28 protein-coding genes are annotated in these 21,365 nt (G+C 35.2%); 27 read left to right on the top strand and 1 reads right to left on the bottom strand.

The features are described from left to right. Positions 1 to 5 precede the first annotated feature (5 nt). The 17 genes from KKC17_00140 to KKC17_00060 all read left to right on the top strand — a co-directional run bounded on the left by KKC17_00140 (position 6) and on the right by KKC17_00060 (position 10,075). A complete protein-coding gene (locus tag KKC17_00140) occupies positions 6 to 542 on the top strand; it encodes a GrpB family protein (protein ID MBU1038637.1) in 537 nt (178 codons plus the stop codon). Positions 543 to 576: 34 nt separating this feature from the next. Next, on the top strand, positions 577 to 966 hold the full coding sequence (locus KKC17_00135) for a nucleotide pyrophosphohydrolase (protein ID MBU1038636.1): 390 nt from the start codon (positions 577 to 579) through the stop codon (positions 964 to 966). 29 nt (positions 967 to 995) lie between these two features. Next, complete coding sequence (locus tag KKC17_00130; protein ID MBU1038635.1) at positions 996 to 1,487, top strand: hypothetical protein; 492 nt, start codon at positions 996 to 998, stop codon at positions 1,485 to 1,487. After that, a complete protein-coding gene (locus KKC17_00125; protein MBU1038634.1) occupies positions 1,480 to 2,670 on the top strand; it encodes a PQQ-dependent sugar dehydrogenase in 1,191 nt (396 codons plus the stop codon). The genes KKC17_00130 and KKC17_00125 overlap by 8 nt, the downstream gene beginning before the upstream one ends. A 4-nt stretch (positions 2,671 to 2,674) precedes the next feature. Further along, on the top strand, positions 2,675 to 3,106 hold the full coding sequence (locus KKC17_00120) for an NUDIX domain-containing protein (protein ID MBU1038633.1): 432 nt from the start codon (positions 2,675 to 2,677) through the stop codon (positions 3,104 to 3,106). Next, positions 3,103 to 3,357: a hypothetical protein gene (locus tag KKC17_00115; GenBank protein MBU1038632.1), complete on the top strand. Its 255-nt coding sequence runs from the start codon at positions 3,103 to 3,105 to the stop codon at positions 3,355 to 3,357. The genes KKC17_00120 and KKC17_00115 overlap by 4 nt, the downstream gene beginning before the upstream one ends. Continuing rightward, complete coding sequence (locus KKC17_00110) at positions 3,354 to 3,806, top strand: hypothetical protein (GenBank protein ID MBU1038631.1); 453 nt, start codon at positions 3,354 to 3,356, stop codon at positions 3,804 to 3,806. The genes KKC17_00115 and KKC17_00110 overlap by 4 nt, the downstream gene beginning before the upstream one ends. Positions 3,807 to 3,813: 7 nt before the next feature. After that, positions 3,814 to 4,311, top strand: coding sequence for an NUDIX domain-containing protein (locus KKC17_00105; GenBank protein MBU1038630.1), 498 nt, complete (start codon positions 3,814 to 3,816; stop codon positions 4,309 to 4,311). Continuing rightward, positions 4,292 to 4,747, top strand: a complete 456-nt coding sequence (locus tag KKC17_00100; protein ID MBU1038629.1) for an NUDIX domain-containing protein — start codon at positions 4,292 to 4,294, stop codon at positions 4,745 to 4,747. The genes KKC17_00105 and KKC17_00100 overlap by 20 nt, the downstream gene beginning before the upstream one ends. A 4-nt stretch (positions 4,748 to 4,751) precedes the next feature. Then, complete coding sequence (locus KKC17_00095) at positions 4,752 to 5,180, top strand: NUDIX domain-containing protein (GenBank protein ID MBU1038628.1); 429 nt, start codon at positions 4,752 to 4,754, stop codon at positions 5,178 to 5,180. A 10-nt stretch (positions 5,181 to 5,190) separates the two neighbouring features. Continuing rightward, positions 5,191 to 5,640 (top strand): 8-oxo-dGTP diphosphatase, encoded by a 450-nt coding sequence (locus KKC17_00090; GenBank protein ID MBU1038627.1) that lies wholly within the window; start codon positions 5,191 to 5,193, stop codon positions 5,638 to 5,640. A 6-nt stretch (positions 5,641 to 5,646) separates the two neighbouring features. Then, positions 5,647 to 5,811, top strand: a complete 165-nt coding sequence (locus KKC17_00085) for a hypothetical protein (protein MBU1038626.1) — start codon at positions 5,647 to 5,649, stop codon at positions 5,809 to 5,811. A gap of 1 nt (position 5,812) precedes the next feature. Beyond that, on the top strand, positions 5,813 to 6,592 hold the full coding sequence (locus KKC17_00080) for a hypothetical protein (protein MBU1038625.1): 780 nt from the start codon (positions 5,813 to 5,815) through the stop codon (positions 6,590 to 6,592). Positions 6,593 to 6,720: 128 nt separating this feature from the next. Beyond that, on the top strand, positions 6,721 to 7,260 hold the full coding sequence (locus KKC17_00075; protein MBU1038624.1) for a hypothetical protein: 540 nt from the start codon (positions 6,721 to 6,723) through the stop codon (positions 7,258 to 7,260). 3 nt (positions 7,261 to 7,263) lie between these two features. After that, positions 7,264 to 7,479, top strand: a complete 216-nt coding sequence (locus KKC17_00070; GenBank protein ID MBU1038623.1) for a hypothetical protein — start codon at positions 7,264 to 7,266, stop codon at positions 7,477 to 7,479. 58 nt (positions 7,480 to 7,537) lie between these two features. Continuing rightward, positions 7,538 to 8,236 (top strand): HAD-IB family phosphatase, encoded by a 699-nt coding sequence (locus KKC17_00065; GenBank protein MBU1038622.1) that lies wholly within the window; start codon positions 7,538 to 7,540, stop codon positions 8,234 to 8,236. 72 nt (positions 8,237 to 8,308) lie between these two features. Next, positions 8,309 to 10,075: an ABC transporter ATP-binding protein/permease gene (locus KKC17_00060; protein ID MBU1038621.1), complete on the top strand. Its 1,767-nt coding sequence runs from the start codon at positions 8,309 to 8,311 to the stop codon at positions 10,073 to 10,075. A 5-nt stretch (positions 10,076 to 10,080) separates the two neighbouring features. On the opposite strand, the gene KKC17_00055 is transcribed toward KKC17_00060, so the two are convergent. After that, a complete protein-coding gene (locus tag KKC17_00055; GenBank protein ID MBU1038620.1) occupies positions 10,081 to 10,638 on the bottom strand; it encodes a hypothetical protein in 558 nt (185 codons plus the stop codon). Positions 10,639 to 10,801: 163 nt separating this feature from the next. Between KKC17_00055 and secD the strand changes: the two genes are divergently transcribed. The 10 genes from secD to KKC17_00005 form a co-directional block, all read left to right on the top strand. Then, complete coding sequence (gene secD / locus KKC17_00050; protein ID MBU1038619.1) at positions 10,802 to 12,559, top strand: protein translocase subunit SecD; 1,758 nt, start codon at positions 10,802 to 10,804, stop codon at positions 12,557 to 12,559. A 9-nt stretch (positions 12,560 to 12,568) separates the two neighbouring features. After that, positions 12,569 to 13,471 (top strand): protein translocase subunit SecF, encoded by a 903-nt coding sequence (secF, locus tag KKC17_00045; GenBank protein ID MBU1038618.1) that lies wholly within the window; start codon positions 12,569 to 12,571, stop codon positions 13,469 to 13,471. 146 nt (positions 13,472 to 13,617) lie between these two features. Beyond that, a complete protein-coding gene (locus KKC17_00040) occupies positions 13,618 to 14,760 on the top strand; it encodes a hypothetical protein (protein ID MBU1038617.1) in 1,143 nt (380 codons plus the stop codon). Position 14,761: 1 nt separating this feature from the next. After that, positions 14,762 to 16,150: a hypothetical protein gene (locus KKC17_00035; protein MBU1038616.1), complete on the top strand. Its 1,389-nt coding sequence runs from the start codon at positions 14,762 to 14,764 to the stop codon at positions 16,148 to 16,150. A 3-nt stretch (positions 16,151 to 16,153) separates the two neighbouring features. Further along, on the top strand, positions 16,154 to 17,992 hold the full coding sequence (locus KKC17_00030) for a DUF87 domain-containing protein (GenBank protein ID MBU1038615.1): 1,839 nt from the start codon (positions 16,154 to 16,156) through the stop codon (positions 17,990 to 17,992). 2 nt (positions 17,993 to 17,994) lie between these two features. Beyond that, complete coding sequence (locus KKC17_00025; GenBank protein ID MBU1038614.1) at positions 17,995 to 18,156, top strand: EamA family transporter; 162 nt, start codon at positions 17,995 to 17,997, stop codon at positions 18,154 to 18,156. Between the two features lie 56 nt (positions 18,157 to 18,212). Next, positions 18,213 to 19,127, top strand: coding sequence for a hypothetical protein (locus tag KKC17_00020; GenBank protein ID MBU1038613.1), 915 nt, complete (start codon positions 18,213 to 18,215; stop codon positions 19,125 to 19,127). A 5-nt stretch (positions 19,128 to 19,132) separates the two neighbouring features. Further along, the gene (locus KKC17_00015; protein ID MBU1038612.1) at positions 19,133 to 19,381 is read left to right on the top strand and encodes a ferredoxin; all 249 of its coding nucleotides are present in this window, start codon (positions 19,133 to 19,135) and stop codon (positions 19,379 to 19,381) included. Positions 19,382 to 19,514: 133 nt separating this feature from the next. Then, positions 19,515 to 20,993: a hypothetical protein gene (locus tag KKC17_00010; GenBank protein MBU1038611.1), complete on the top strand. Its 1,479-nt coding sequence runs from the start codon at positions 19,515 to 19,517 to the stop codon at positions 20,991 to 20,993. 66 nt (positions 20,994 to 21,059) lie between these two features. After that, positions 21,060 to 21,365: hypothetical protein (locus KKC17_00005; protein MBU1038610.1), on the top strand; the 306-nt coding region annotated here is incomplete at its 3' end.

Raw genomic sequence — 21,365 nt, 5'->3', positions numbered from 1 at the left:
AATATATGATTGGGTTGAAACGGGGAACAGTTAAATTGGTAAAGTATGACCCGAAATGGCGACAGAATTTTAGAATGGAGTCTAAAAAAATACAAAAAATTTTTGGCGGAGATGTGATAGAGGCGCAACATGTAGGAAGTACAGCTATTCCAGGAATATTAGCAAAACCAATTATTGATATTGCTATTGTTGTTCCGTCGCTTTGTAGGGTTCGACACTACGTAAAAAAATTAAAAGGTATAGGTTATAAAATAAAGAAAGACGACACTAGAAAGGAAAGATTATTCTTTACTAAAGGCCCAGAAAGACAGAGAACATATTATCTCCATATTGGAGAAATTGGTAGCAGTTATGTTAAAAATATGGTTTTATTTAGAGATTATCTTTGTAATAATGAAGATATGGCAAAGAAGTATTCTGCATTAAAAGAAAATTTAGCAATAAAATATCAAAATAATAGGGAAATTTATAGTAAAAAGAAAGAAAAGATGATCAAAGAAACAATTAAAAGGTCAAATAAATCTTTGCGGAAGTTAAAATAAGATTAAGAAGTATTATGAGATTCAATAAATTTTTATGAAAGATTTGGAAAAAAGAGTTTATAAGCATTTAAAAGATCGGCATTGGCATAATTTACGGCCGGTAGACATAGCTAAGTCTATAATGATAGAAGGTGCCGAACTTTTGGAACTTTTTCAGTGGGAAAATTTAAGTTTGCCAGAAGTAAAAGGCAACAAGAAGAAACTGCAAGCCATAAAAAGTGAATTGGCCGATGTTATAATTTATTCTATAGAGCTAGCGGTGTTATTGGGACTGGATACAGAAAAAATTATTAAACAAAAATTAATTCAGGTGGCTAAAAAATATCCAGCTAAATTAATGAAACAGACTACTCAAGAACCGGGGACCGAGAGTCTATATTGGAAAATAAAAAAATCTCATCGTCGACGTAAAAATAAAAAATAAGTTTTATAGATTAATAACTATAAGTTCTTATGCAAAATTCTTTTCAAATTCCCACTAGCAGGTTAATAAAATACGTGGAGTTGTTTAAGATTTTTTGGTTAAGTTTTATTTGTTTATTGCCTTATTTGCTGGTGTTGCATGTTTTGTCTTCGGCTATAGATATTAAGTATTTGTCTGCCATTTGGGATAATCTGGTGATTTATGTGGCTGTGCCTTGGTTAGGCTTGGTGGTTTTTTTATTGTTGGGTGGAAAGGTGCCAACTATTAGTGCTTGGCGAGAATATTTGGCTAAACAGCCGATTAAAATTTTTAGAATTGGTTTTATAAGTTTTATAGCAATTACCGTACTATTGATAGTTTTTAATCTGTCCAATGCTTGGTTAATGTTTTTAATTTTGGTGGGCGGTTTAGTGGTTTTGTCCATTGATTATTTAATACTCAAGCTGTGGCTTAAAGCTTATCAAAAAATAGATGAAGTTTTACAAAAACTTAAAGAGCTCGCTTTTAAAAAAGATGTTTAATATTTTTGTTCGTCTAAAAAATAACAAATTTTTCTCTCTAATTGTTTTGCTTGGTTTGGTGTTTTTGCTAGCTGGGTTATTTTGGTTGTGGTTGAGCCTAAAGCCCACACCGACTTTTTTGCCAGCTGGCGATGTTAATATAATAACGGGGGTAAAAGAGTTTAATAATCCAGTTAAAGCAACGGCTCAACCAACTGAGGCGTTGCGGGTGGTGGCAGAAAATTTGGAAATACCTTGGGAAATAGCAGTTTTACCAAATGGTAATTTAGTTGTTACGGAGCGGCCGGGCAATTTGGTAATTTTAAATTCTGATGGCTCTTTATTAAGTAGGCTTAAGGTGGAAAATGTTTATCACCATGGCGAAGGTGGGCTTTTAGGCTTGGCTTTACATCCTGATTTTTTAAACAATCGCTGGGTTTATTTATATTTAACTGTTAATCAAGACGGGCCGATTAACAGGATTGTTCGCTATAGTTTTGACGAAAAAGGTTTAACTGATAAAAAAATTATTTTAGATAATATACCGGGCAGTATTTATCATAACGGGGGTCGTATTGCTTTTGGTCCGGATGGATATCTTTATGTTACGACTGGCGACGCTACCGATACGGGTTTGGCTCAGCAGACTGATTCTTTGGCTGGTAAGATTTTGCGTCTAACTGATATAGGTGGAGTACCAGCCGATAATCCTTTTGGTAATTTAGTTTATAGCTATGGCCACCGCAATCCTCAGGGTTTGGTTTGGGATAATTTAGGAAGGTTGTGGGCAACCGAGCATGGTCGGTCTGGTTTGCAATCTGGTTTTGATGAACTTAATTTAATAAAAGCTGGACAAAATTATGGTTGGCCAGATAGTCAGGGCGATTTGGTTAAACCTGGCACAGTGGGGCCAGTAGTCCATTCAGGCGCCAAAGAAACCTGGGCGCCGGCTGGATTAACTTGGTATAAAGATAGTTTGATTTTTGTTGGTCTGCGTGGCCAGTCGGTTTATCGGGTAACAGTTGATGTTCAAGGAAGTCTTAAGGATATTAAACATTATTTACGTCAGGAGTTCGGGCGCTTGCGGGCCATAACAGCAAATGATAAAGGTATTTATATTACAACCTCTAATCGCGACGGTCGGGGTCAGGCTGGCCAAGACGATGACAAAATAATTTTTGTAGATTCTGATTATTGGCAGTAATTTTATGATTTTTTTAGATAAACCTAAAGATTTTAATCCCAAAATAGAAGTCGTTAGTTGTTTAATGGAATATGACGGTGTGATTCTTTTTTTACAACGGAATGATGATAAATTTAAAGGTGGAAAATGGTGTCGTCCGGCTGGTAAACTAAACGCGGGTGAAAATAAATTACAAGCTTTGGTTAGGGAGATTAACGAGGAAACTGGACTTGAAGTAAAAGAGAGTAATTTGGAATTTTTAAAAACAATTTATGTTCGTTATCCGGAGTTTGATTATCCTTATCATACCTATAAATTATCATTGCGAGTTAAACCAGATGTAAAGTTGAATAATAACGAGCATCAAAAGTATATTTGGCTTAAACCAGAAGAAATTTTAAATTTAGATTTATTGCCCGATGAAGCAGATTGCCTTAAGTTAATTTATAATTTATGAATTTAGAAGATAAAGTTTTAGCTATAGAGAGTCGCAACAATAAAGTAGAGCAAGACAAAGCTTGGGAAACTAGCTGGACTAGGCGTATTTTGTTAACAGTTTTTACTTATTTGGCTATTAGTGTTTATTTATTAGCTATTGATATTAAAAATCCTTGGCTTAATGGTATAGTGCCAGCGGTAGCTTTTATGATTTCTACCTTAACAATGCCTTGGTTTAAAAAACAGTGGTTAAAAATAATTAAAAAATGACTTTATTAGATTTTATAATCATAGCCAAACATAGGACTTACGCTGCCGGTGATAGTTCGGCCGATGAATTATTAGGCGATAGCGGGAAGATTTTTAATTATGCGGAGGAGGATTATAAATACCAGGATAAATATTTTGGTTTTAATCCTTTTAGCGGGCAGGAGATAATTTGGCAACAGAATAAACCCCTTTGGACTATGAATTATTATGGCCAAGTTTTTTCGGATCAGGTTAAAGCTAAAGAAGTTTATAGTTTTTTGCGATTAGCTCTGTTGGAAGTTAGGGTATCTCGGCCATTTAGGGGCCCTGAGGAATTTATTAAGGGTGATTGGAAATATGTGGACGTAAGTCAGGGCGATTGGGAAAATTTTTCCGGCCAAGAAGAAATTTATTTTAAAAACCAAAAAGTTTATCAGTTAAATTATTTGGGTGGAATATTAAATAAGTAGTTTATATATGAAGCCAAAAATTCCCATAGTTAATGAAAAAGATGAAATAATTGATTATAAAGACCGCACTACTATTACTAGTAAAGATATTTATCGGGTAGCTGGGTTGTGGGTTACTAATAATCAGGGTGATATTTTATTAGCTCGTCGGGCTTTTACTAAGACACATGATCCTGGTAAATGGGGTCCGGCTGTAGCCGGAACAGTCGAAGTAGATGAAACTTATAAAAGTAATATTATAAAAGAAGCTGAGGAGGAACTAGGTTTAAAGAATTTGGATTTGATTCCTGGGCCAAAATACTTAAGTCGGGGTGAAAAGTGGACCCATTTTACCCAAGTATTTTTTGCAGTTATTGATACAGAGTTAGATAATATAAAAATTGACGAAACAGAAGTGGCTGAGGTTAGGTGGTTTAATAAGAGCGTTTTAGGAGTTGAGTTATCTACTCGGCCACAGGATTTTCTTGGGGCAGTTAAAAAATTTTTTGATTCAAAAAATGGTTAATAATATTAGGCAAAGAGTTTCAGCGGTTATAGTAAAAGGTAACGAAGTTTTGCTTATTAAAAGAATTAAGCAGGATAAAATTTATTATGTTTTTCCTGGGGGCGGTGTAGAAACAGGTGAAAGTTTGGAGCAAGCTTTGGTTAGGGAGATTAACGAGGAATTAAGTTTGATTGTGACTGATTATAAATTTTTGTTTAGCCTAGATTTGTTAGGTTATGGGCAATCTTTTTATAAGCAGGAAAAATATCAAAATAATTTTTATTTAGTTACAGGTTTTACTGGCCAGCCGGCTATTGGCGGACCAGAAAAGGAAAGAATGAATAAAGATAATGTTTATGGACTGGTTTGGTTTAATAAAGAGGATTTGTCTAAATTACCAAACTTACAACCAACAGAAGCGGTTAGTAAATTGGTCAGTTTAAAATTAATTAATTAAATTTATGACTAAGGAAATAAGAGTTGGTATCGGAATAGCTATTTTTAAACAAGGCAAGGTTTTATTGGGTAAAAGAAAAGGCGCTCACGGCGCAGGTGAATATGCTTTTCCTGGGGGTCATATGGAATATGGAGAGTCTTTTACTGATTGTGTTAAAAGAGAAGTGACTGAGGAGTGTGGTTTAGAGATAGATAATATAAAATTTCAGTTCGTGGCCAATAATCTTTTTTATTGGCCTAAGCATGTAGTCCATTTGGGCTTAACAGCTGATTGGTTATCCGGAGAACCAAAATTGTTAGAGCCGGATAAAAATGAAGGTTGGCAATGGTATGATATTAATACCTTGCCTAATCCTTTGTTTAAACTGACTGAATTATTTTTTGAATCGTATAATTCGGAAAAAAATTATTTTGATATGGAAAAGCCTAAGTAAAGGATAATTTATGGAACTAACTTTGGGTTTTATTTTTCAGGATGATAATATTTTGTTGGGTTTAAAAAAGAGGGGATTCGGCCAAGGCAAATGGAATGGTTATGGTGGAAAAATTGAATCAGGTGAAACTATTGAACAATCTTTAGTTAGAGAAATAAAAGAAGAAGTTAGTTTAGTTGTAAAAGAGTATGATAAGCTTGGTGAAATAGAATTTATTTTTCCGCAAGAAGAGTTTTTAGTTCATATTTTTAAAATAACAAGTTATACTGGTAAACCTAAAGAAAGCTTAGAGATAACTTGGCAATGGTTTAAATTGAGCGACATTCCTTATGATAAAATGTGGATAGATGATAAGTATTGGTTGCCTATGTTAATTCAAGGTAAAAAATTCAACGGTCGATTTGTTTTTTCTGATGAATCAGGCCAATCAATTAAGCAATATAATTTGCGGGAAATTTAGTCGTTTATGAATAGAATAGATAAAGAAAAAATAAGCTGGGAAAATTTAGCCCATTTTTCTTGTGTCAATTGTAGCAAGTGGTGGACAATCGGTGATGCACCTAAAGATAAATTGGATTGGTATTGTCCGTGGTGCGGGCTTAAGCAAATTTTTAAACAGCCGGGTAATTAATATGTCTTATCTTTTAGCACCTATTTATAAACCGATTGGTTATACTCCCTTGCAGGCTTTAAATAAATGGCGTTTACAGCATAAAGACTGGGACGGTTTAAAAATGACTTATACTGGTCGCTTAGATCCTATGGCTGAAGGAGTTATGTTAATTGCCATTGATGAGGCTTTACAAGATCAGTCTAAATATCAAAAATTAGGCAAAACTTACCAGGCAGAAATTTTATTTGGTTTTACAACCGATAGTTACGATGCTTTAGGTTTGCCCAAAGAAGTTATTAAGCAACCAATATTAGAGGGTGTTAAAAAAGAAGTAGCATCCTTGGTGGGCGATTTTAAGTTCAGCTTGCCACCTTTTTCATCTTATAAAATTAAAGGCAAAAGATTATTTTGGTGGGCCTTGCAAAATCGTTTAGCCGAAATAGTCATTCCCCAAAAAACTGTTTTGTTAAACAGGTTAGATTTTTTATCAACCAAAAATTATACAGCCGATCAGTTGATAAATTTATTAATTGATAAATTTTCTCGATTGCAGACCGATTTAAGGCAGGAGACAATTTTACAGCAGTGGCATAAGTTGCTTTTAGAAAATTCTAATCAATTTTTGTCTGTTAATTTGGAAATTGATTGTTCTAGTGGTACCTACATAAGAAGTTTAGCCAAAGAATTAGGACGTAGGTTGGCTAGTGGAGCTATTTTGCTTAGTTTAGTTAGAACCAGAGTGGGGGAATATAGTATTAAGGATTGTGAGGAAATAGAAGCAGATAATGCAAAACTCTAAAACCTAAATCCTAAAATTTAAAATTATTGAGATTGGGGTATTATTTAGGGTTTGGAAGTTAGAAATTAGGATTTTTAGGTTTTTAGTTTTTGTAGTATCATGTAATTGTATTATTTATTAGCAAATTTATGTCGCCACTACAGCCAGTATCTGGAGCCAGTCACAAATCCAATAAACCACGTAAGGAACAAATGGCTCTAAGTTCGGTTTTTCTTTCGGTGTTATTGGCAGTGGCTTTAATAGGTTTGGGTCAGCGGGGTTTGTATGATTTAAACAGATTGTATAATCCCCATTATCAGGTTTGTAATCAGGCTAATTATTTATTATCAGCGGGTGAAAGTTGTTTGTGGGAAACTTATGCTTTTAAAACAGTTTTATTGCATAGTTATTTAAGTTTGCCGTTATTTTTAATTTTTTTAGGTTTGGTTTTTTATTTTAGAAAAAGGCGTTTAGGAACTTGGCAAACGGCTTTGTATCGTGTTTCTAACGGTGTGGCTATATTTTTTGGGGTAGAATTCATATTGGAAGTTATAGTTTATTTATTTCAATATCATAAAGTGGCAGCTTGGTATACCAGTTTGGGGTTAGCCGCTTTGTTGTTGGCAATTTTGGTTGTTTACATAGAAAGAAGGCGGGCTTTTAATAAAAAGACTGGTCAGGGCCATTAATTTATGAGAGAAATTTTGGGCCGACAAGTAGAGGGTGACGAAGATGGGGTTTTTTATTTAGACAGAATTGATGCTGAAGCGGAAAGTCTTTTTAAGAAAGCTAAATATGAGCATCGGGTTAAATTTAAAGATGACAAAGGGCGGCATTTTATTATGACTAGGTCAGCAGCCGGTCGTTATTTGGTCGCCCAAACAGATTCCAGTAGTGGCTGGTTTTAGTTAGATTTATGGACGATTTAAAGAATTAGTTTTATAATACTGCTTCACCAAATTATTTATGAAAAAAAGAATTAAAAATAAAAAATCTCAAGTGGCGGTTTTTGATATTGATGGCACTATTTTTCGATCTTCTTTACAAAGGGAGTTAATAATGGAATTGGTTAAATATGGTGTTTTTCCACCGATTGTTAAGAAAGAATTGGAAAAAGATTTTTTTTCTTGGGTAGATAGGCGGGGCAGTTACGAAGATTATATAATGGGGGTGGTTAACTCTTATGAAAAAAGGATTCCCGGAGTGTCCGTGGAAGATGTTAGACATGTGGCCAGAATAGTGATTGGCAAACAAAAGAATCGAGTTTATACCTTTACCCGTGATTTAATCAAAAAATTGCGACCCACTCATCATTTAGTGGCTATTTCCGGTTCACCCATTGAGATAGTAAAAGAATTTAATCGTATTTGGCGTTTTGATAAAGTTTATGGCATGGAATTTGAAATTAAAGACGAACGTTATACGGGTAAAGTAAATTTTTTACCTATTACAGATAAACGAGCGGTTTTAACTAATTATGTTAAACAAAAGAAACTGTCCTTATTTGGTTCGGTGGGTGTGGGTGATACGGAAAACGACGCTGGTTTTTTGTCTTTGGTAAAAAAACCGATTTGTTTTAACCCTAACCACGATTTATACAGTATTGCCCGTAAGAAGAGTTGGGCTGTTGTGGTGGAAAGAAAAGACGTTATTTACCATTTGTAGGCGTTTTGTAACGTTTGTTGTTGTAGAACGTCTTTATATTAAATGGGCTAATTAGCTCATTTATTTGTCTTTATGAAATTAGTTACTAAACAAACTTATCAGCTTTTTTGGCAGCATATAAAAAAATATCGCTGGTATTTTTATGTGATTGTTTTTTCCATTGTGATAGGTTCGGTAGTAGATGTCATAGTACCGATTTATTATAAAAAATTTATTGATTTGTTAACTGTTTCTACTGCTCAAAATAACTTAATTAAGCAAGATTTAGTTAATATTTTGTTGTTGATTTTAGGTTTAAATGCTGTTAGTTGGTTGTTTTACCGTTTAGCCACTTTTACTAATAATTTTTTTCAGCCTAGGGTAATGGCTGAATTACAAAATACTTCTTTTGAGTATTTACACGGCCATTCTTTTGGATTTTTTGTTAATCGTTTTGTCGGTGGTTTGGTACGTAAGGTTGGTCGGTTAATTAGGGCCTTTGAAGAAGTTACTGACGCTTGGTATTGGAATATGATAAGGATCGGCGTCAGTTTAATAACTGTTTTGGTAGTGGTATTTAGCCGTTACCAGTTAATTGGTTGGTTGATGTTAGCTTGGTTGGCGCTTTATCTTACTATTAATTATTATTTGTCTTTATATAAATTAAAATTAGATGAAGCTGCTGCGGCCGCCGATACCAAAGTGACTTCTTATTTGGCAGACACTATAACCAATCAATCAAACTTAAAAATATTCGCCGCTTTATCTGATGAAAAAAAAGGTTTTGCCGATACCACTAGTAATCAATTTGTATTATCTAAAAAAAGTTGGGATTTTGATGCCGTTATAGAAGCGATTCAGGCGGTTTTTATGATTTTATTGGAGTTTGCTATTTTTTATTATTGTTTGACTTTGTGGATTAAAGGTTTGGTAACGGTCGGTGATTTTGTGCTGGTACAGGCCTATATAATGCAGGTATTTTTCCAATTGTGGGGTTTTGGCCGGATAATTCGTCGTATGTACAGAAGTTTTGCTGATGCCGAGGAAATGGTGGAAATATTAAATACACCTCAGGAAATTAAAGATGAACCTAGATCGTCTGAATTGAAAGTTAGTAAAGGTTTAGTGGAATTTAAAGATGTTAGTTTTAATTACCAAAACTCACTGGATGTAATAAAGAATTTTTCTTTAACAGTTAAACCAGGAGAAAAAGTTGGTATAGTTGGACCGTCGGGTGCTGGTAAATCTACTTTAGTGGCTTTGTTGTTTCGTTTTTATGATAGTCAGCAGGGGGCTATTTATATTGATGGTCAGGATATAGCTAAAGTTAGTCAAGAATCTTTGCGTCGCAATATTTCCTTGGTGCCACAAGATACAATTTTATTCCACCGAACTTTATTGGACAATATTCGTTATGGTCGGCGTTTTAGTACTAACGAAGAAGTAATAGAAGTGGCTCGGCAGGCGCATTGTGATGAATTTATTAGTCGTTTGCCTGAAGGTTATAATACTTTTGTGGGTGAGAGGGGAGTTAAGTTATCCGGTGGTGAAAGGCAAAGAGTGGCCATTGCTCGAGCCATCTTAAAAAATGCCCCAATTTTATTATTGGATGAGGCGACTAGTAGTTTGGATTCCCAAGTTGAGATTTTAATCCAAGATGCTCTGGAAAAATTAATGCATGGTAAAACCACTATTGTCATAGCTCATCGTCTGTCTACTATTATGAAAATGGATAGGATAGTGGTGGTTAAAAATGGTATGGTTGAAGAAATAGGTAGTCACGCTGAATTATTACAAAAAGAAAGTGGTCTTTATCAAACCCTTTGGCGGTTGCAAGCGGGCGGTTTTGTTAGTGCTTAAAAGGTTTAGTTGGGGTTTTCTCTGAACCAAGTATCATCTGGTAAATCAGCGATTTTAATATCATAAATACCAACCTTGCGATAAGTTAGGTAGGCTGGTAATTGGCCGAACTGTTCTTTTAATTCATTCAATCTTTTTGTGATGATTAGCATATTAGCCGATAAACGGATAGGTTCGGTAATTTCTTTATCTTTATAATTTTCGGTCAAGTCTTTTAAGTAATTTAAGCAAGAGGCTGTTAGTTTTTTCATTTCTATCAATATAGTTTGACCAGTTTCTTGGTTATAATCGTTTGTATTGATTTTTTCAAAAATATCTTGAATCATGGACCAGGCCTCTACAGCTTCGTCTGGCGTAATAATTACTCCGTCTAAGTATTTTAGAACTCCCAAAGCTTGACCAATCGGCGCATCGGCTAGACGCATTAAATTGGTATATTTTTGGTAATTATCAGGTTCAATGCCAATTTTTCTTAAGTCTTGTTGGCCAATATCTTTTAGTTGTTTTTGGCGATCGGTTTGCTCTGAGGCATTAATTGAATTAAAGTTGTTTATTTTTTCCATATGATTATTTTAGAATAAGTCTAGGAAGTTAGCCAATTATAGTAACTTAACTTTTAATTAAAATCAATTAAACTACCCTTGCCAGACTGCCAGACGACTGCTATAGTGTTTATGTTTTCCTGTTATTAACAGGGTTTTATTTTCGTTTAAATAATATTAAATCATGAAAACTTCAAAGTTTTGGCAATCATTAAACGATAGTCTGGGGTTTATTTGGTGGCCTTTTATCGGACTTTATAAGTTATTGTTTAATAACATAACTTCTCGTAAAAAAATTTGGTATGCTTTTTCCGGTATATTGTTACTGAGTCTGTTAGCCGGTTTGGTGGATTATCCCAAAGTGCCATCTTGGGTGCCTGGGAGTTCTTTTTGGAATAGATATAATGTTCAATTAGGTTTGGATTTAAGAGGTGGTAGTCATTTGGTTTATCAGGCTGACGTTGTTAGTATTGCTTCTGCAGAAAGGGCTGATGCTTTGGAAGGTGTCCGTGATGTGATTGAACGGCGGGTCAATTATTTTGGAGTAGCCGAACCAATAGTGCAAACTAATAAGGTAGGTGATAATTGGCGAGTCATAGTGGAGTTGCCTGGTGTTAAGGATGTCGAGGAGGCTATTAAATTAATAGGTGAAACTCCAACTTTAGAATTTAAAGAGCAGGGTGCGGCTCCGGTAGCCGATATTAGCGCTACTGACGCTAATAATGAACAGGTAAAAATTAAAGCTGAACAAGTCTTGGCACGAGTTAAGTCGGGTGAAGATTTTTTTCAATTAGCTACGGAATTTTCCGAGGATCCCGGTAGTAAGGATCAGGGCGGAGATTTGGGTTATTTTGGTAAGGGAGTTATGGTGCCAGACTTTGAACAGGCTGTTTGGTCCTTGTCAGTTAATGAAGTAACTAAAGAATTAGTAAAAACTCAATTTGGTTATCATATTATTAAAAAAACCGGTGTCAGAGAAAATGCTGATAAAGTAGAGGAAATTAGTGCTAGCCATATTTTATTTAAAACAGAATCAGCTGCTTTAACAGCTGATCAGTGGGTATCTACAGGTTTGTCGGGCAAACAATTAAGCAAATCTCAAGTTGAATTTGATCAACAAACAGGCGTTCCCCAAGTAAATCTTACTTTTAATGAGGAGGGTAAAAAATTATTCTCGGAAATAACTGGTCGAAATGTTGGTAAGCCGGTAGCGATTTTTTTGGATGGCACGCCAATAAGTGTACCAACTGTTCAGCAGGCGATTACTGGTGGACAAGCGGTTATTAGCGGTAGTTTTACCCTGCCAGAGGCCAAGCAGTTGGCTCAACGTTTGAATTCAGGTGCTTTACCAGTACCGATTTCTTTAGTAAACCAAACTACAGTGGATGCCAGTTTGGGTAAAGTGGCTGTAGAAAAAAGTTTATTAGCTGGTATGTATGGTTTATTGTTGGTAGCTTTGTTTATGTTGTTTTATTACCGCTTGCCGGGGTTAATTTCGGTATTGGCTTTGGGTATTTATACGGCTTTGACTTTTGCTATTTTTAAATTATGGCCAGTAACTTTGACCTTAGCTGGTATAGCTGGTTTTGTTTTATCAATCGGTATGGCTGTAGATGCTAACGTGCTTATTTTTGAAAGATTGAAAGAAGAGCTGAAAGACGGTAAAACTTTAAATCAAGCTATTGAGGAAGGTTTTGCTCGAGCTTGGACATCTATTCGAGATTCTAATATTTCCAGTCTTATCACAGCGGTTATTTTAATGTGGTTTGGTTCTAGTTTGGTAAAAGGTTTTGCTATAACTTTGGCTTTAGGTATTTTGGTAAGTATGTTTTCCGCTATTACGGTGACCAGGACTTTTTTGCGCTTGTTGGCCACCGGGCATTTAACGGCCTGGCGTTGGCCGTTTGGTGTTAAGGCCCTTAAAAAAGAGCAAGTTAATTAGTTATTTAATATGATTAAAATAATTCAAAAAAGAGCTATTTGGTACACCTTGTCTTCTTTATTGGTGGCTATTTCTATTGGTTTTTTAGCAATTTGGGGTTTAAAATTTGGTATTGATTTTACCGGCGGTTCGCTTTTGGAAGTAGAGTTTACGGCTAGTCGCCCCAGTTTAGTGGCTATGCAAGATTCGTTGTCAGAATTTGATTTAGGTGGTTTTAGTATTCAGCCGAGCGGTGACAATAAGGCTATTTTACGTTTTAAAGAAGTTGACCAAGAAACAAAGAACAAAATAACCACCCAATTAACCCAGCTTAGTGGCGGAGAAGTTAAAGAAGATAGATTTGAATCGGTCGGCCCAGTTATCGGCTCGGAATTAAAATCAGGTGCTTTATGGGCCATTATTTTGTCTTTAATTTTCATAGTAATGTATATTGCTTGGGCTTTTCGTAAAGTGTCTCGCCCGGTATCATCTTGGAAATATGGTCTAGCTGCTATTGTGGCTTTAAGCCATGATGTGTTGTTTACCTTAGGTATTTTTGCCGTTTTAGGTCATTTTAAAGGTGTAGAAATAGATAGTATGTTTGTTTCGGCACTTTTGACTGTTTTGGGTTTTTCGGTGCACGATACTATAGTGGTTTTTGACCGTACTCGAGAAAATCTTTATCGTCATTCATCAGTTAATTTTGAAGAAACAGTTAATAAGAGTGTTAATGATACTTTGATTCGTTCTATCAATACCTCATTAACTACTTTATTGGTTTTGTTGACTTTGTTCTTTTTTGGTGGGTCTACTATAAAGTATTTTGCTTTAGCCTTGGCAATCGGTATAGGTATTGGTACTTATTCTTCTATTTTTTTGGCTTCACCTTTATTGGTTACTTGGCAAAATTGGTCAAGCCGGTCACGAAAGTAAGTTGCTAAGTAATTTATGTTTTAACAAGTGGTTCTTATGGGGCCGCTTGTTTTTTTTATTAAAATTATGTTTAATATAGTTATTGGTTGACATAGAACATTTTTTATGATATATTAGACAATGTATTAGAATTATTTGGCAACAGTATGAATGATGAACAAGAATCTTCTATATTAGACAAAATAATATCAGAACAGTCAGTCAGTCATTTGTTGGAATTTGATCCTAAAGATACTTTGACTGAACTGTTAAATATGCTGTCGGATAGAGAAAAACAGGTTTTAATAAGGCGTTTTGGTTTAGCCAACGGTTTACCAGAAACTTTGGAAAAAATTGGACAGAGTTTTCAAGTAACTCGGGAAAGAATTAGGCAAATAGAAAGGCAGGCTATTCAAAAATTGCGTGACGGTAAGCAGATAAGTCAGGCAGTTAAGTTGCTTAAGGAAATAATTGTTGAAATTTTAGAAAAAGAAGGCGGTATTATTCCCTTAAGTCGTTTTCAGTCTTTAATGGCTGAATACGGTAAGGGGATGACCCGTTTAGCTATTGAATTTTTATTGAATGAGGTTTTAACTGATTTGGTGGTACTTTTAGGCGGTGATAATTCCGAGTTTGTTACTGGTTGGCGTTTACGGACAGCTAATCAGGAAAATTTGTTAACTTTAATCGATAAAGCTGAGGAAATAGTTAGTTCTCAGGGTAAGCCGATTAGTGGCCTAGAATTAGGTTCGGCTTTATTGGCGGCTAATTTGATTGATCCTTTGAATAAGCCAATTAATAGCGCCGATTTAGCTTTGGCTTTATTATCTATGAGTCGTCGGATTAAACAGAATCCTTTTGGTGATTGGGGTTTGTCGCACTGGGAAACTATTACACCTAAAAGGATGAATGATAAAATTTATTTAGTCTTACAAAGAGCTAACAAACCTTTGCATTTTAGAGAAATAGTTCGTTTGATAAATGAACAGAAGTTTGATAATAAAATGGCTTATGCCCCAACAGTTCACAATGAACTCATTTTGGATAAAAAATACGTTTTAGTCGGCCGGGGTATTTATGCTTTAAGAGAGTGGGGTTTTAAACCAGGTGTAGTGGCCGATGTTTTAACCAGAGTGTTGCAAGAAAAAGGACCTTTATTATTAGATTCTTTAATAGAAGAAGTTCTTAAAAAACGTTTTGTTAAAAAAGGGACAATTCAGTTGGCTTTGACTAATCGGGAAAAATTTAAAAGATTACCCGATGGTCTTTACGATTTAGCTACTAATCTATCAACTATCAACCAAGATTAACATGGAGTTAGTGTTGGATTTTACTTCACTATATTTTGCCAATCCTCTTAGCTTTGCTTGGTGGTTTATTAGCCATGGTGGTTTAATTTTGTTTTTGTGGCCAATTTGGCGGGGTTTTACCCAGATTTGGTTACAAAATAAACAGCATGAGTATAAGCATAGTTTAACTTATCATTTATTGGCTATTGATGTGCCAAAAATGACCGAGCAAACACCCCAAGCTGTGGAACAAATATTTGCCTCGGTGGCTGCTACTTATAACAAACCCAAATGGCATGAAAAATGGTTTAAGGGTATGTCCACGCCCGAATTTAGTTTTGAAATAGTTTCTTTAGGCGGTTATGTTCAATTTTTAATCAGAACAGAAGATGAATATCGGGATTTAATTGAGGCAGCTGTTTATGCCCAATATCCGGAAGCGGAAATTACTGAAGTGGAAGATTATGTTGGTCGAATCTCGCCGGATTTTGATACGGCGGAGTATGATTTATGGGGTACGGAATTTGTTTTGCAAAAACCTTGGGCTTATCCCATAAAAACTTATCCGGAATTTGAGCATGAATTAAGTAAGCTATATAAGGATACTATGGCTTCGCTTTTAGAAATATTGGGTCGAATAAAGCCAGACGAAGATGTTTGGCTGCAATTGGTATTAATTCCAACGAGTGATAGTTGGAAAGCTCGTGCCGCTCACGAGGTTCAGTCCATAATTAAAGGTCATAAAGTTTCTAATGGTTTTTTTGATTATATTTTTTTTAAATTACCTATTAAAATTTTAGATGATTTGGGTGAAATTATTTTTCCTTTATGGGGTGAAATAGGCGAGGAAGAAAACAAGGAAAATGCTTTAAAAGATTTAACGCCTGGCCAGAAGAAAGTTGTGGAGGCTATAGAGAAAAAAATGGCCAAAGTTGGTATGTATACTAAATTTCGTTTAATTTATTGGGGGCGGCGAGAGACCTTTACTAAAGGCCGGGGTGTTAAGGGTGTAATGGGGGCGATAAATCAATTTATGACTTTAGACCGCAATGGCTTTAAACCTTCGTCAAAATTAACTACCAAGGCGGATTATTTTCTTAAACAATCACGTATTAATAAAAAACAACGTAAGATTTTAAGATCTTATCAGCAGCGGGATGTACATACTGGCGAAGGGCATGGTTTTATTTTGAATATTGAAGAATTGGCCAGTTTGTATCATTTTCCGGTGGTGGAAGTTAAAGCACCTTTGGTTAAGAAAAGTGAGCTTAAAAAGGCTGAGCCACCTTTTGCTTTACCAGTTTATCAACCTGGCTTTTTGCGTCCTTTGGTGGAGCAAGTGGGTGAGACTTTAATTAACGGTCAAAGTGTTAAGGGTGGAGCGCCATTTAATCTGCCCTTTGTTGAATAATTTATGTCTACAGATCAGCTACAAAATATAAATGTTTTTGCTCAGACGAATTTTCGCAACATGCAGCGAAAATTTGGTATTAAAACTGATGATCGTCGTCGGCATGTTTATATTATTGGTAAAACAGGCATGGGTAAATCTGTTTTGGAAGAAAATATGATATTTAACGATATTCGGGCGGGTCATGGTTTGGCCATAGTCGATCCGCATGGCGATTTAGCCGAAGCGATTTTGGATGTTATACCTTCGCATCGGGTTAACGATGTCGTTTATTTTAATCCGTCCGATGTGGATTACCCAGTGGCTTTTAATCCCTTAGAATCGGTAGATCCCAAATATCGTCATTTGGTGGCTTCGGGTTTGGTGGGGGTTTTTAAGAAAATTTGGGCCGATTCTTGGGGGCCTCGTTTGGAATATATTTTACGTAATGCCATTTTAGCTTTATTGGAATATCCTAATTCTACTTTGTTAGGTATTACTCGTATTTTGGTAGATAAATATTACAGAAAAAAAGTTTTGGAAAAGGTAAGCGACCCAGTAGTTAGGTCCTTTTGGATAGATGAGTATGATAACTATAATGAAAAATTTAGAACTGAGGCTATTTCGCCGATTCAAAATAAAATTGGTCAGTTTTTATCCTCTTCAATTATTCGTAATATAGTCGGCCAACCCAAATCAACCATAGATTTGCGGGAAATAATGGATAATAAAAAAATCTTGATACTTAATCTGTCTAAAGGGCGAGTAGGTGAGGATAATTCTGGTTTGTTAGGTGCGATGATGATTACTAAAATTCAATTATCGGCTATGAGCCGTATTGATACCTTGGAAGAAGCTAGGGAAGATTTTTTTCTTTATGTTGATGAATTTCAAAATTTTGCTACGGAGAGTTTTGCTAATATTTTGTCAGAAGCTCGTAAATACCGTTTAAATATAACTATAGCCCATCAATATATTGAGCAGTTGGGCGATGTCGTTAAGGCGGCTGTTTTTGGTAACGTGGGTACTATGATAACTTTTCGGGTCGGTGCAGAAGATGCGGAATTTTTAGAAAAAGAATTCGGGCCAACTTTTACTGAAGAAGATTTAGTAGGCTTACCCAAGTACCATATTTATTTAAAATTGATGATTGATGGAATTACTAGTGAGTCTTTTAGTGCTGTTACTTTACCGCCAGTGGCTACTAAAAATAAGAACCGGGAAAAAATAATTAAGGTTTCTCGTGAACGTTACAGCAAAACTCGGCAACAGGTTGAAGAAAAAATCTTGCGGTGGGCCGGTGTGGAAGATGTTTTTAAGGAAACAGCTACAGCTGAATCTGGTAGTTTAGATGAAGAAGAGTTAAGGTTTAAGCATAAATCAGCGGCGCCCAGCCAATCGGCTGAAGTCGATATGCCTCGTCTTAATTTAACTAAGACGGTTCAGGATTTATATGAAGCCGAATGTTGGGTTTGCCACAGAAAACTGCAACTTCCTTTTAAGCCGGATGGTATTAGGCCGATTTATTGTAAAGAAGATATGAAAAAAGTTAGACAGGGATTAATAACCAAACCCAAACCGCCTTTGGTGGTGGTGCAAGGGCAACCACTTAACGGGGTTCCTGATAGTTTACCGACGGTTGAGGAAGAAGATTATAATAAGATTAAAAAACCGACTGATGTTGATGATTTTAATTCCAACTCAACAGCTACTAGCAGTAAAAAAATAACAGGCGTTAAAAAAAACAAAGAAATAAAATTATCACCAGATAAGCTGATTGACCCTTTACCTAAAGTAGTCAGTCTGTCAGCGGATAAACCGCAGATCATAAAACCTAATCAAGTAATTCATTTTGAAGAATAATTATGTCTTGGTTGTGGGTGGCTTTTAAGGTTGGACCAATCGATAAGTTGTCTTTGGTTTTTACAGTTTTATTAGCTGTTTTAATTTTAGGAGAAAAATTAACGTTTAAAATGATTGGTGGTACAATACTTATGGCTTTAGGAGCAGTCTTAATCGCTTTTTAATTATAATTGTTTAGCCGCAACTATTTTTAGTAGCTGTGGAAACATTAAAATTTTTTATGGAAAATACCAATATTCAGCAAGCTGGTACGGGACGGGATTTATTTTTTTATTTGTTATTATTTTTTACTTTAACTTTAAGCGCTATTAGTGCCGGTGGTATTTTATTTCAGGTAGTAAATCATTATTGGTCGGATATTGTTGTTAATTATAACCAGGCAGTAACCTCGGGGGCCTTGCAATGGTCGTTAGCGTGTTTTATTGTGTCTAGTCCAGTTTTTTTGTGGGCTAATTGGAAGATTAATAAAGATACTAAAGCTGGTCTTAGTAGTCTTAATTCAGCCGTGCGGCGGGTGATTATTTATTTGGCTTTATTTATTGCCAGCGCCGTAGTGATTGGTGATATTATTGGTTTGGTTTTTAATTTTGTTGGTGGGCAACTGACTATTAGATTTATTTTAAAGGTTGTTATTATATTATTTTTGGGTGGTTGGATTAATTGTTATTATTGGTCTGAATTACGCGGGTCGCAAATAATTCCCAAAAAATGGCAAGCTTATTTTTTGATTGGTTTTTCCATGGTTTTATTGGTAGTAGGTTTTTTGTTAGCTGGTAACCCTTTGGAACAACAAAAAATTGTTCGTGACCAAAAAAGATTAAATGATCTTCAGCAGTTATCTTATGCTATTCAAAATTATTATGAGACTTCTCAACCTCAAGCCTTACCTGGCAGTTTAGCGGCTATTACTGCGGCTGGTTATTATGATTGGCAACCAATTGATCCTTTAACTAAGCAGTCTTACCGTTATGACAAGCAATCCGAGCAAACCTATTCGCTTTGCGCTAATTTTGAAAACCAATCAGACAAACAGCCCGGGGAAATTTTTATGGGTCCTGGGCGGATGAATTGGTCTCATCCAGCAGGTGATTATTGTTTTGAGATGAAAGTTTTTAATAATGATTTTGTTAAATAATTAATATGAGATTAAAAGTGGATAGAGATTTATGTATTAGTGCCGCTTCTTGTGTAGCTTTATTACCGGAAGTTTTTGAATTGGATGACGAAGGTAAGGCTCTTATAAAAAATTTAGCTGGTTCTAAAACTAGTGATTGGACAGATCTTAAACAATTACCAGCCGATATTCAGGCCATAATGGAAGCAGCTCGTTCTTGTCCGACCGATGCCATAATTATAGAAGACGATAACGGTCAGCAAATTTATCCTTAAAAGTTAGTTTAATTGTTTATTTTAAAAATCCCTATTTAATTGGGGTTTTTAATTTTGGGCGTGATATACTTATATTAGGGATTGACATAGAACAAAAAATGTAGTAGTATATTAAGTTAATATTTTTTTAATTATGCTTAGTTATTTTTCCAAAATATTAAAAAAGGTGTTGGCTTATTTTAAAGCTTTAAATCAGCCGGAGCAATCCAGTTTGCCTTTGGTTTGGCCTAAGGTAAAGCATCACAGTCGCCGAGCTTATCATAAGACTAAGGATTGTTTAATTCCCCATAGTGGTAATAATCATTTACCGCAAGTTTTAAAACATAGGTTTTTAATGTTTTATAGTGCTTTGTTGGTTATTTTAAAAGTTTTGGTTATTATTTTACCGGTAGCTTTACCTTCTTCCAGTTTGTATTCCAGTGCTATTACTTTACAAAATATAGTAGATTTAACTAATCAAACTAGGATTAATTTAGGTATTGGGGAATTACAAGTTAATGATTTATTAAACAAAGCTGCGCAAGCCAAAGCCAATGATATGTTGCTTAATCAATATTTTGCTCATGTTAGTCCAAACAATATTACACCTTGGGATTGGATAGAAAATTCAGGTTATGATTATCGTTTAGCTGGAGAAAATTTGGCAGTACATTTTCAGGAAGCCGAGGAGGTTCAGGCTGGTTGGTTGGCTAGTCCCACACATCGGGCTAATATAGTTAATTCTCGCTATTCAGAAATAGGTATTGGCATAGCTCGTGGACAGTTTGAGCAGGCGGATTCTGTAATTGTTGTGCAAATGTTTGGTCAACCAATGGTTAATCAGGTAAAAGAAATTAAAAAAGAGGCTGTGGCAATTAAACAGAATTTGCCCCAGGTTAAAGAGGAGATTAAAACAGTACCATTGGATATAAAACCAGTTGCTCCTAAGGTAGAATCTTTAGTTCAAGTTAAAAAACCTGTAGAAAAACCAGAAGTTAAAACGGTTAAGGTAACTGAACTCTTACCTAAAGAGGTTACTGTAGATTCTGGATTTGTTGGTTTGGGTAATTCTAGCGACAACCTACAAGTGACTAGTCAGGAAGTAGAAGTTTTTAAGCCAGCTGCTCCGGTTATTTATGAAAGCAGTTTAAAAATTAAACAGTCTTTAGATTTTTACAATGTTAAGCTGGCTGTAACTGGTGCTACAGCTGTAGCTTTACGTTTAGGTGAGGAATGGGTAATGATGGGTTTGGACGGTCCGGGTAGTGTTTGGCAGGCCGAAGTTCCCTTTAATAATTTATCTTTTAACATTAGCGGTGAACAATTATCGGTCGTGGCTTGGGCTGATAATGGTTTGGTGGCTAATAAAGCTTTAGCTTTGTTATTGCCTCAAAGCCAGGTGCAGCAATTTTATACTTTTAATGAAGGTACTAATAAGTACGCTAATTTTTTTGGTTTCTTTACGGTTCATAATTTACAGGATAAAGTTAGCCAGTTTTATTTGTTTTTTATGGTCTTTTTGGGCGCTGCCTTATTACTTAATATCTTTATAAAAATTAGAATTCAACATTATTCAGTTATTAGCCATGCTTTAGCGGTTATTGCTTTAGCTTTGTTGCTTATAGTAATTTAAAGTTTTATTTATTGACAAAGATTATTGATTATGTTAAAATGGCGTGTTAATTAGATTATAAATTTTATGAATAAAAATCATTTTTTATATTTTGTTTTTTCTAAATATTTTTCCGCAGCTTTTGTAGCTGTTGGTTTAATAATAGTAAGTGGTTATATTATTGGGCAAAGCAACCAGCCTCCTCAATTAGACCATCTATCCGGTCCTTTAACTTTAACTTGTAGTCAGGCTGGTACCTGGAATGTAGGAGCTTCTGATAGTGACGATACCAATATGACTTATACTGTTAACTGGGGCGATGGTAGCGCTAATTCTACAGCCTCAGTCACAGGCGCAGTTGGTACTATTATTTCTCGTGATTTTAGTCATACT

This window comes from Patescibacteria group bacterium (assembly GCA_018817715.1).
Taxonomy (GTDB): Bacteria; Patescibacteriota; Patescibacteriia; order Veblenbacterales; family UBA10138; genus JAHITT01.
The sequence above is the reverse complement of the archived record's forward strand: the minus strand, read 5'-3'. Positions and strand labels throughout refer to the sequence as shown.

Excerpts from the sequence above, each read along its gene's own strand:
- KKC17_00140 (MBU1038637.1), top strand. The coding sequence starts at position 6 with ATGATTGGGTTGAAACGGGGAACAGTTAAATTGGTAAAGTATGACCCG.
- KKC17_00135 (MBU1038636.1), top strand. The coding sequence starts at position 577 with ATGAAAGATTTGGAAAAAAGAGTTTATAAGCATTTAAAAGATCGGCAT.
- KKC17_00130 (MBU1038635.1), top strand. The coding sequence starts at position 996 with ATGCAAAATTCTTTTCAAATTCCCACTAGCAGGTTAATAAAATACGTG.
- KKC17_00125 (MBU1038634.1), top strand. The coding sequence starts at position 1,480 with ATGTTTAATATTTTTGTTCGTCTAAAAAATAACAAATTTTTCTCTCTA.
- KKC17_00120 (MBU1038633.1), top strand. The coding sequence starts at position 2,675 with ATGATTTTTTTAGATAAACCTAAAGATTTTAATCCCAAAATAGAAGTC.
- KKC17_00115 (MBU1038632.1), top strand. The coding sequence starts at position 3,103 with ATGAATTTAGAAGATAAAGTTTTAGCTATAGAGAGTCGCAACAATAAA.
- KKC17_00110 (MBU1038631.1), top strand. The coding sequence starts at position 3,354 with ATGACTTTATTAGATTTTATAATCATAGCCAAACATAGGACTTACGCT.
- KKC17_00105 (MBU1038630.1), top strand. The coding sequence starts at position 3,814 with ATGAAGCCAAAAATTCCCATAGTTAATGAAAAAGATGAAATAATTGAT.
- KKC17_00095 (MBU1038628.1), top strand. The coding sequence starts at position 4,752 with ATGACTAAGGAAATAAGAGTTGGTATCGGAATAGCTATTTTTAAACAA.
- KKC17_00090 (MBU1038627.1), top strand. The coding sequence starts at position 5,191 with ATGGAACTAACTTTGGGTTTTATTTTTCAGGATGATAATATTTTGTTG.
- KKC17_00085 (MBU1038626.1), top strand. The coding sequence starts at position 5,647 with ATGAATAGAATAGATAAAGAAAAAATAAGCTGGGAAAATTTAGCCCAT.
- KKC17_00080 (MBU1038625.1), top strand. The coding sequence starts at position 5,813 with ATGTCTTATCTTTTAGCACCTATTTATAAACCGATTGGTTATACTCCC.
- KKC17_00075 (MBU1038624.1), top strand. The coding sequence starts at position 6,721 with ATGTCGCCACTACAGCCAGTATCTGGAGCCAGTCACAAATCCAATAAA.
- KKC17_00070 (MBU1038623.1), top strand. The coding sequence starts at position 7,264 with ATGAGAGAAATTTTGGGCCGACAAGTAGAGGGTGACGAAGATGGGGTT.
- KKC17_00065 (MBU1038622.1), top strand. The coding sequence starts at position 7,538 with ATGAAAAAAAGAATTAAAAATAAAAAATCTCAAGTGGCGGTTTTTGAT.
- KKC17_00060 (MBU1038621.1), top strand. The coding sequence starts at position 8,309 with ATGAAATTAGTTACTAAACAAACTTATCAGCTTTTTTGGCAGCATATA.
- KKC17_00055 (MBU1038620.1), bottom strand. The coding sequence starts at position 10,638 with ATGGAAAAAATAAACAACTTTAATTCAATTAATGCCTCAGAGCAAACC.
- secD (MBU1038619.1), top strand. The coding sequence starts at position 10,802 with ATGAAAACTTCAAAGTTTTGGCAATCATTAAACGATAGTCTGGGGTTT.
- secF (MBU1038618.1), top strand. The coding sequence starts at position 12,569 with ATGATTAAAATAATTCAAAAAAGAGCTATTTGGTACACCTTGTCTTCT.
- KKC17_00040 (MBU1038617.1), top strand. The coding sequence starts at position 13,618 with ATGAATGATGAACAAGAATCTTCTATATTAGACAAAATAATATCAGAA.
- KKC17_00035 (MBU1038616.1), top strand. The coding sequence starts at position 14,762 with ATGGAGTTAGTGTTGGATTTTACTTCACTATATTTTGCCAATCCTCTT.
- KKC17_00030 (MBU1038615.1), top strand. The coding sequence starts at position 16,154 with ATGTCTACAGATCAGCTACAAAATATAAATGTTTTTGCTCAGACGAAT.
- KKC17_00025 (MBU1038614.1), top strand. The coding sequence starts at position 17,995 with ATGTCTTGGTTGTGGGTGGCTTTTAAGGTTGGACCAATCGATAAGTTG.
- KKC17_00020 (MBU1038613.1), top strand. The coding sequence starts at position 18,213 with ATGGAAAATACCAATATTCAGCAAGCTGGTACGGGACGGGATTTATTT.
- KKC17_00015 (MBU1038612.1), top strand. The coding sequence starts at position 19,133 with ATGAGATTAAAAGTGGATAGAGATTTATGTATTAGTGCCGCTTCTTGT.
- KKC17_00010 (MBU1038611.1), top strand. The coding sequence starts at position 19,515 with ATGCTTAGTTATTTTTCCAAAATATTAAAAAAGGTGTTGGCTTATTTT.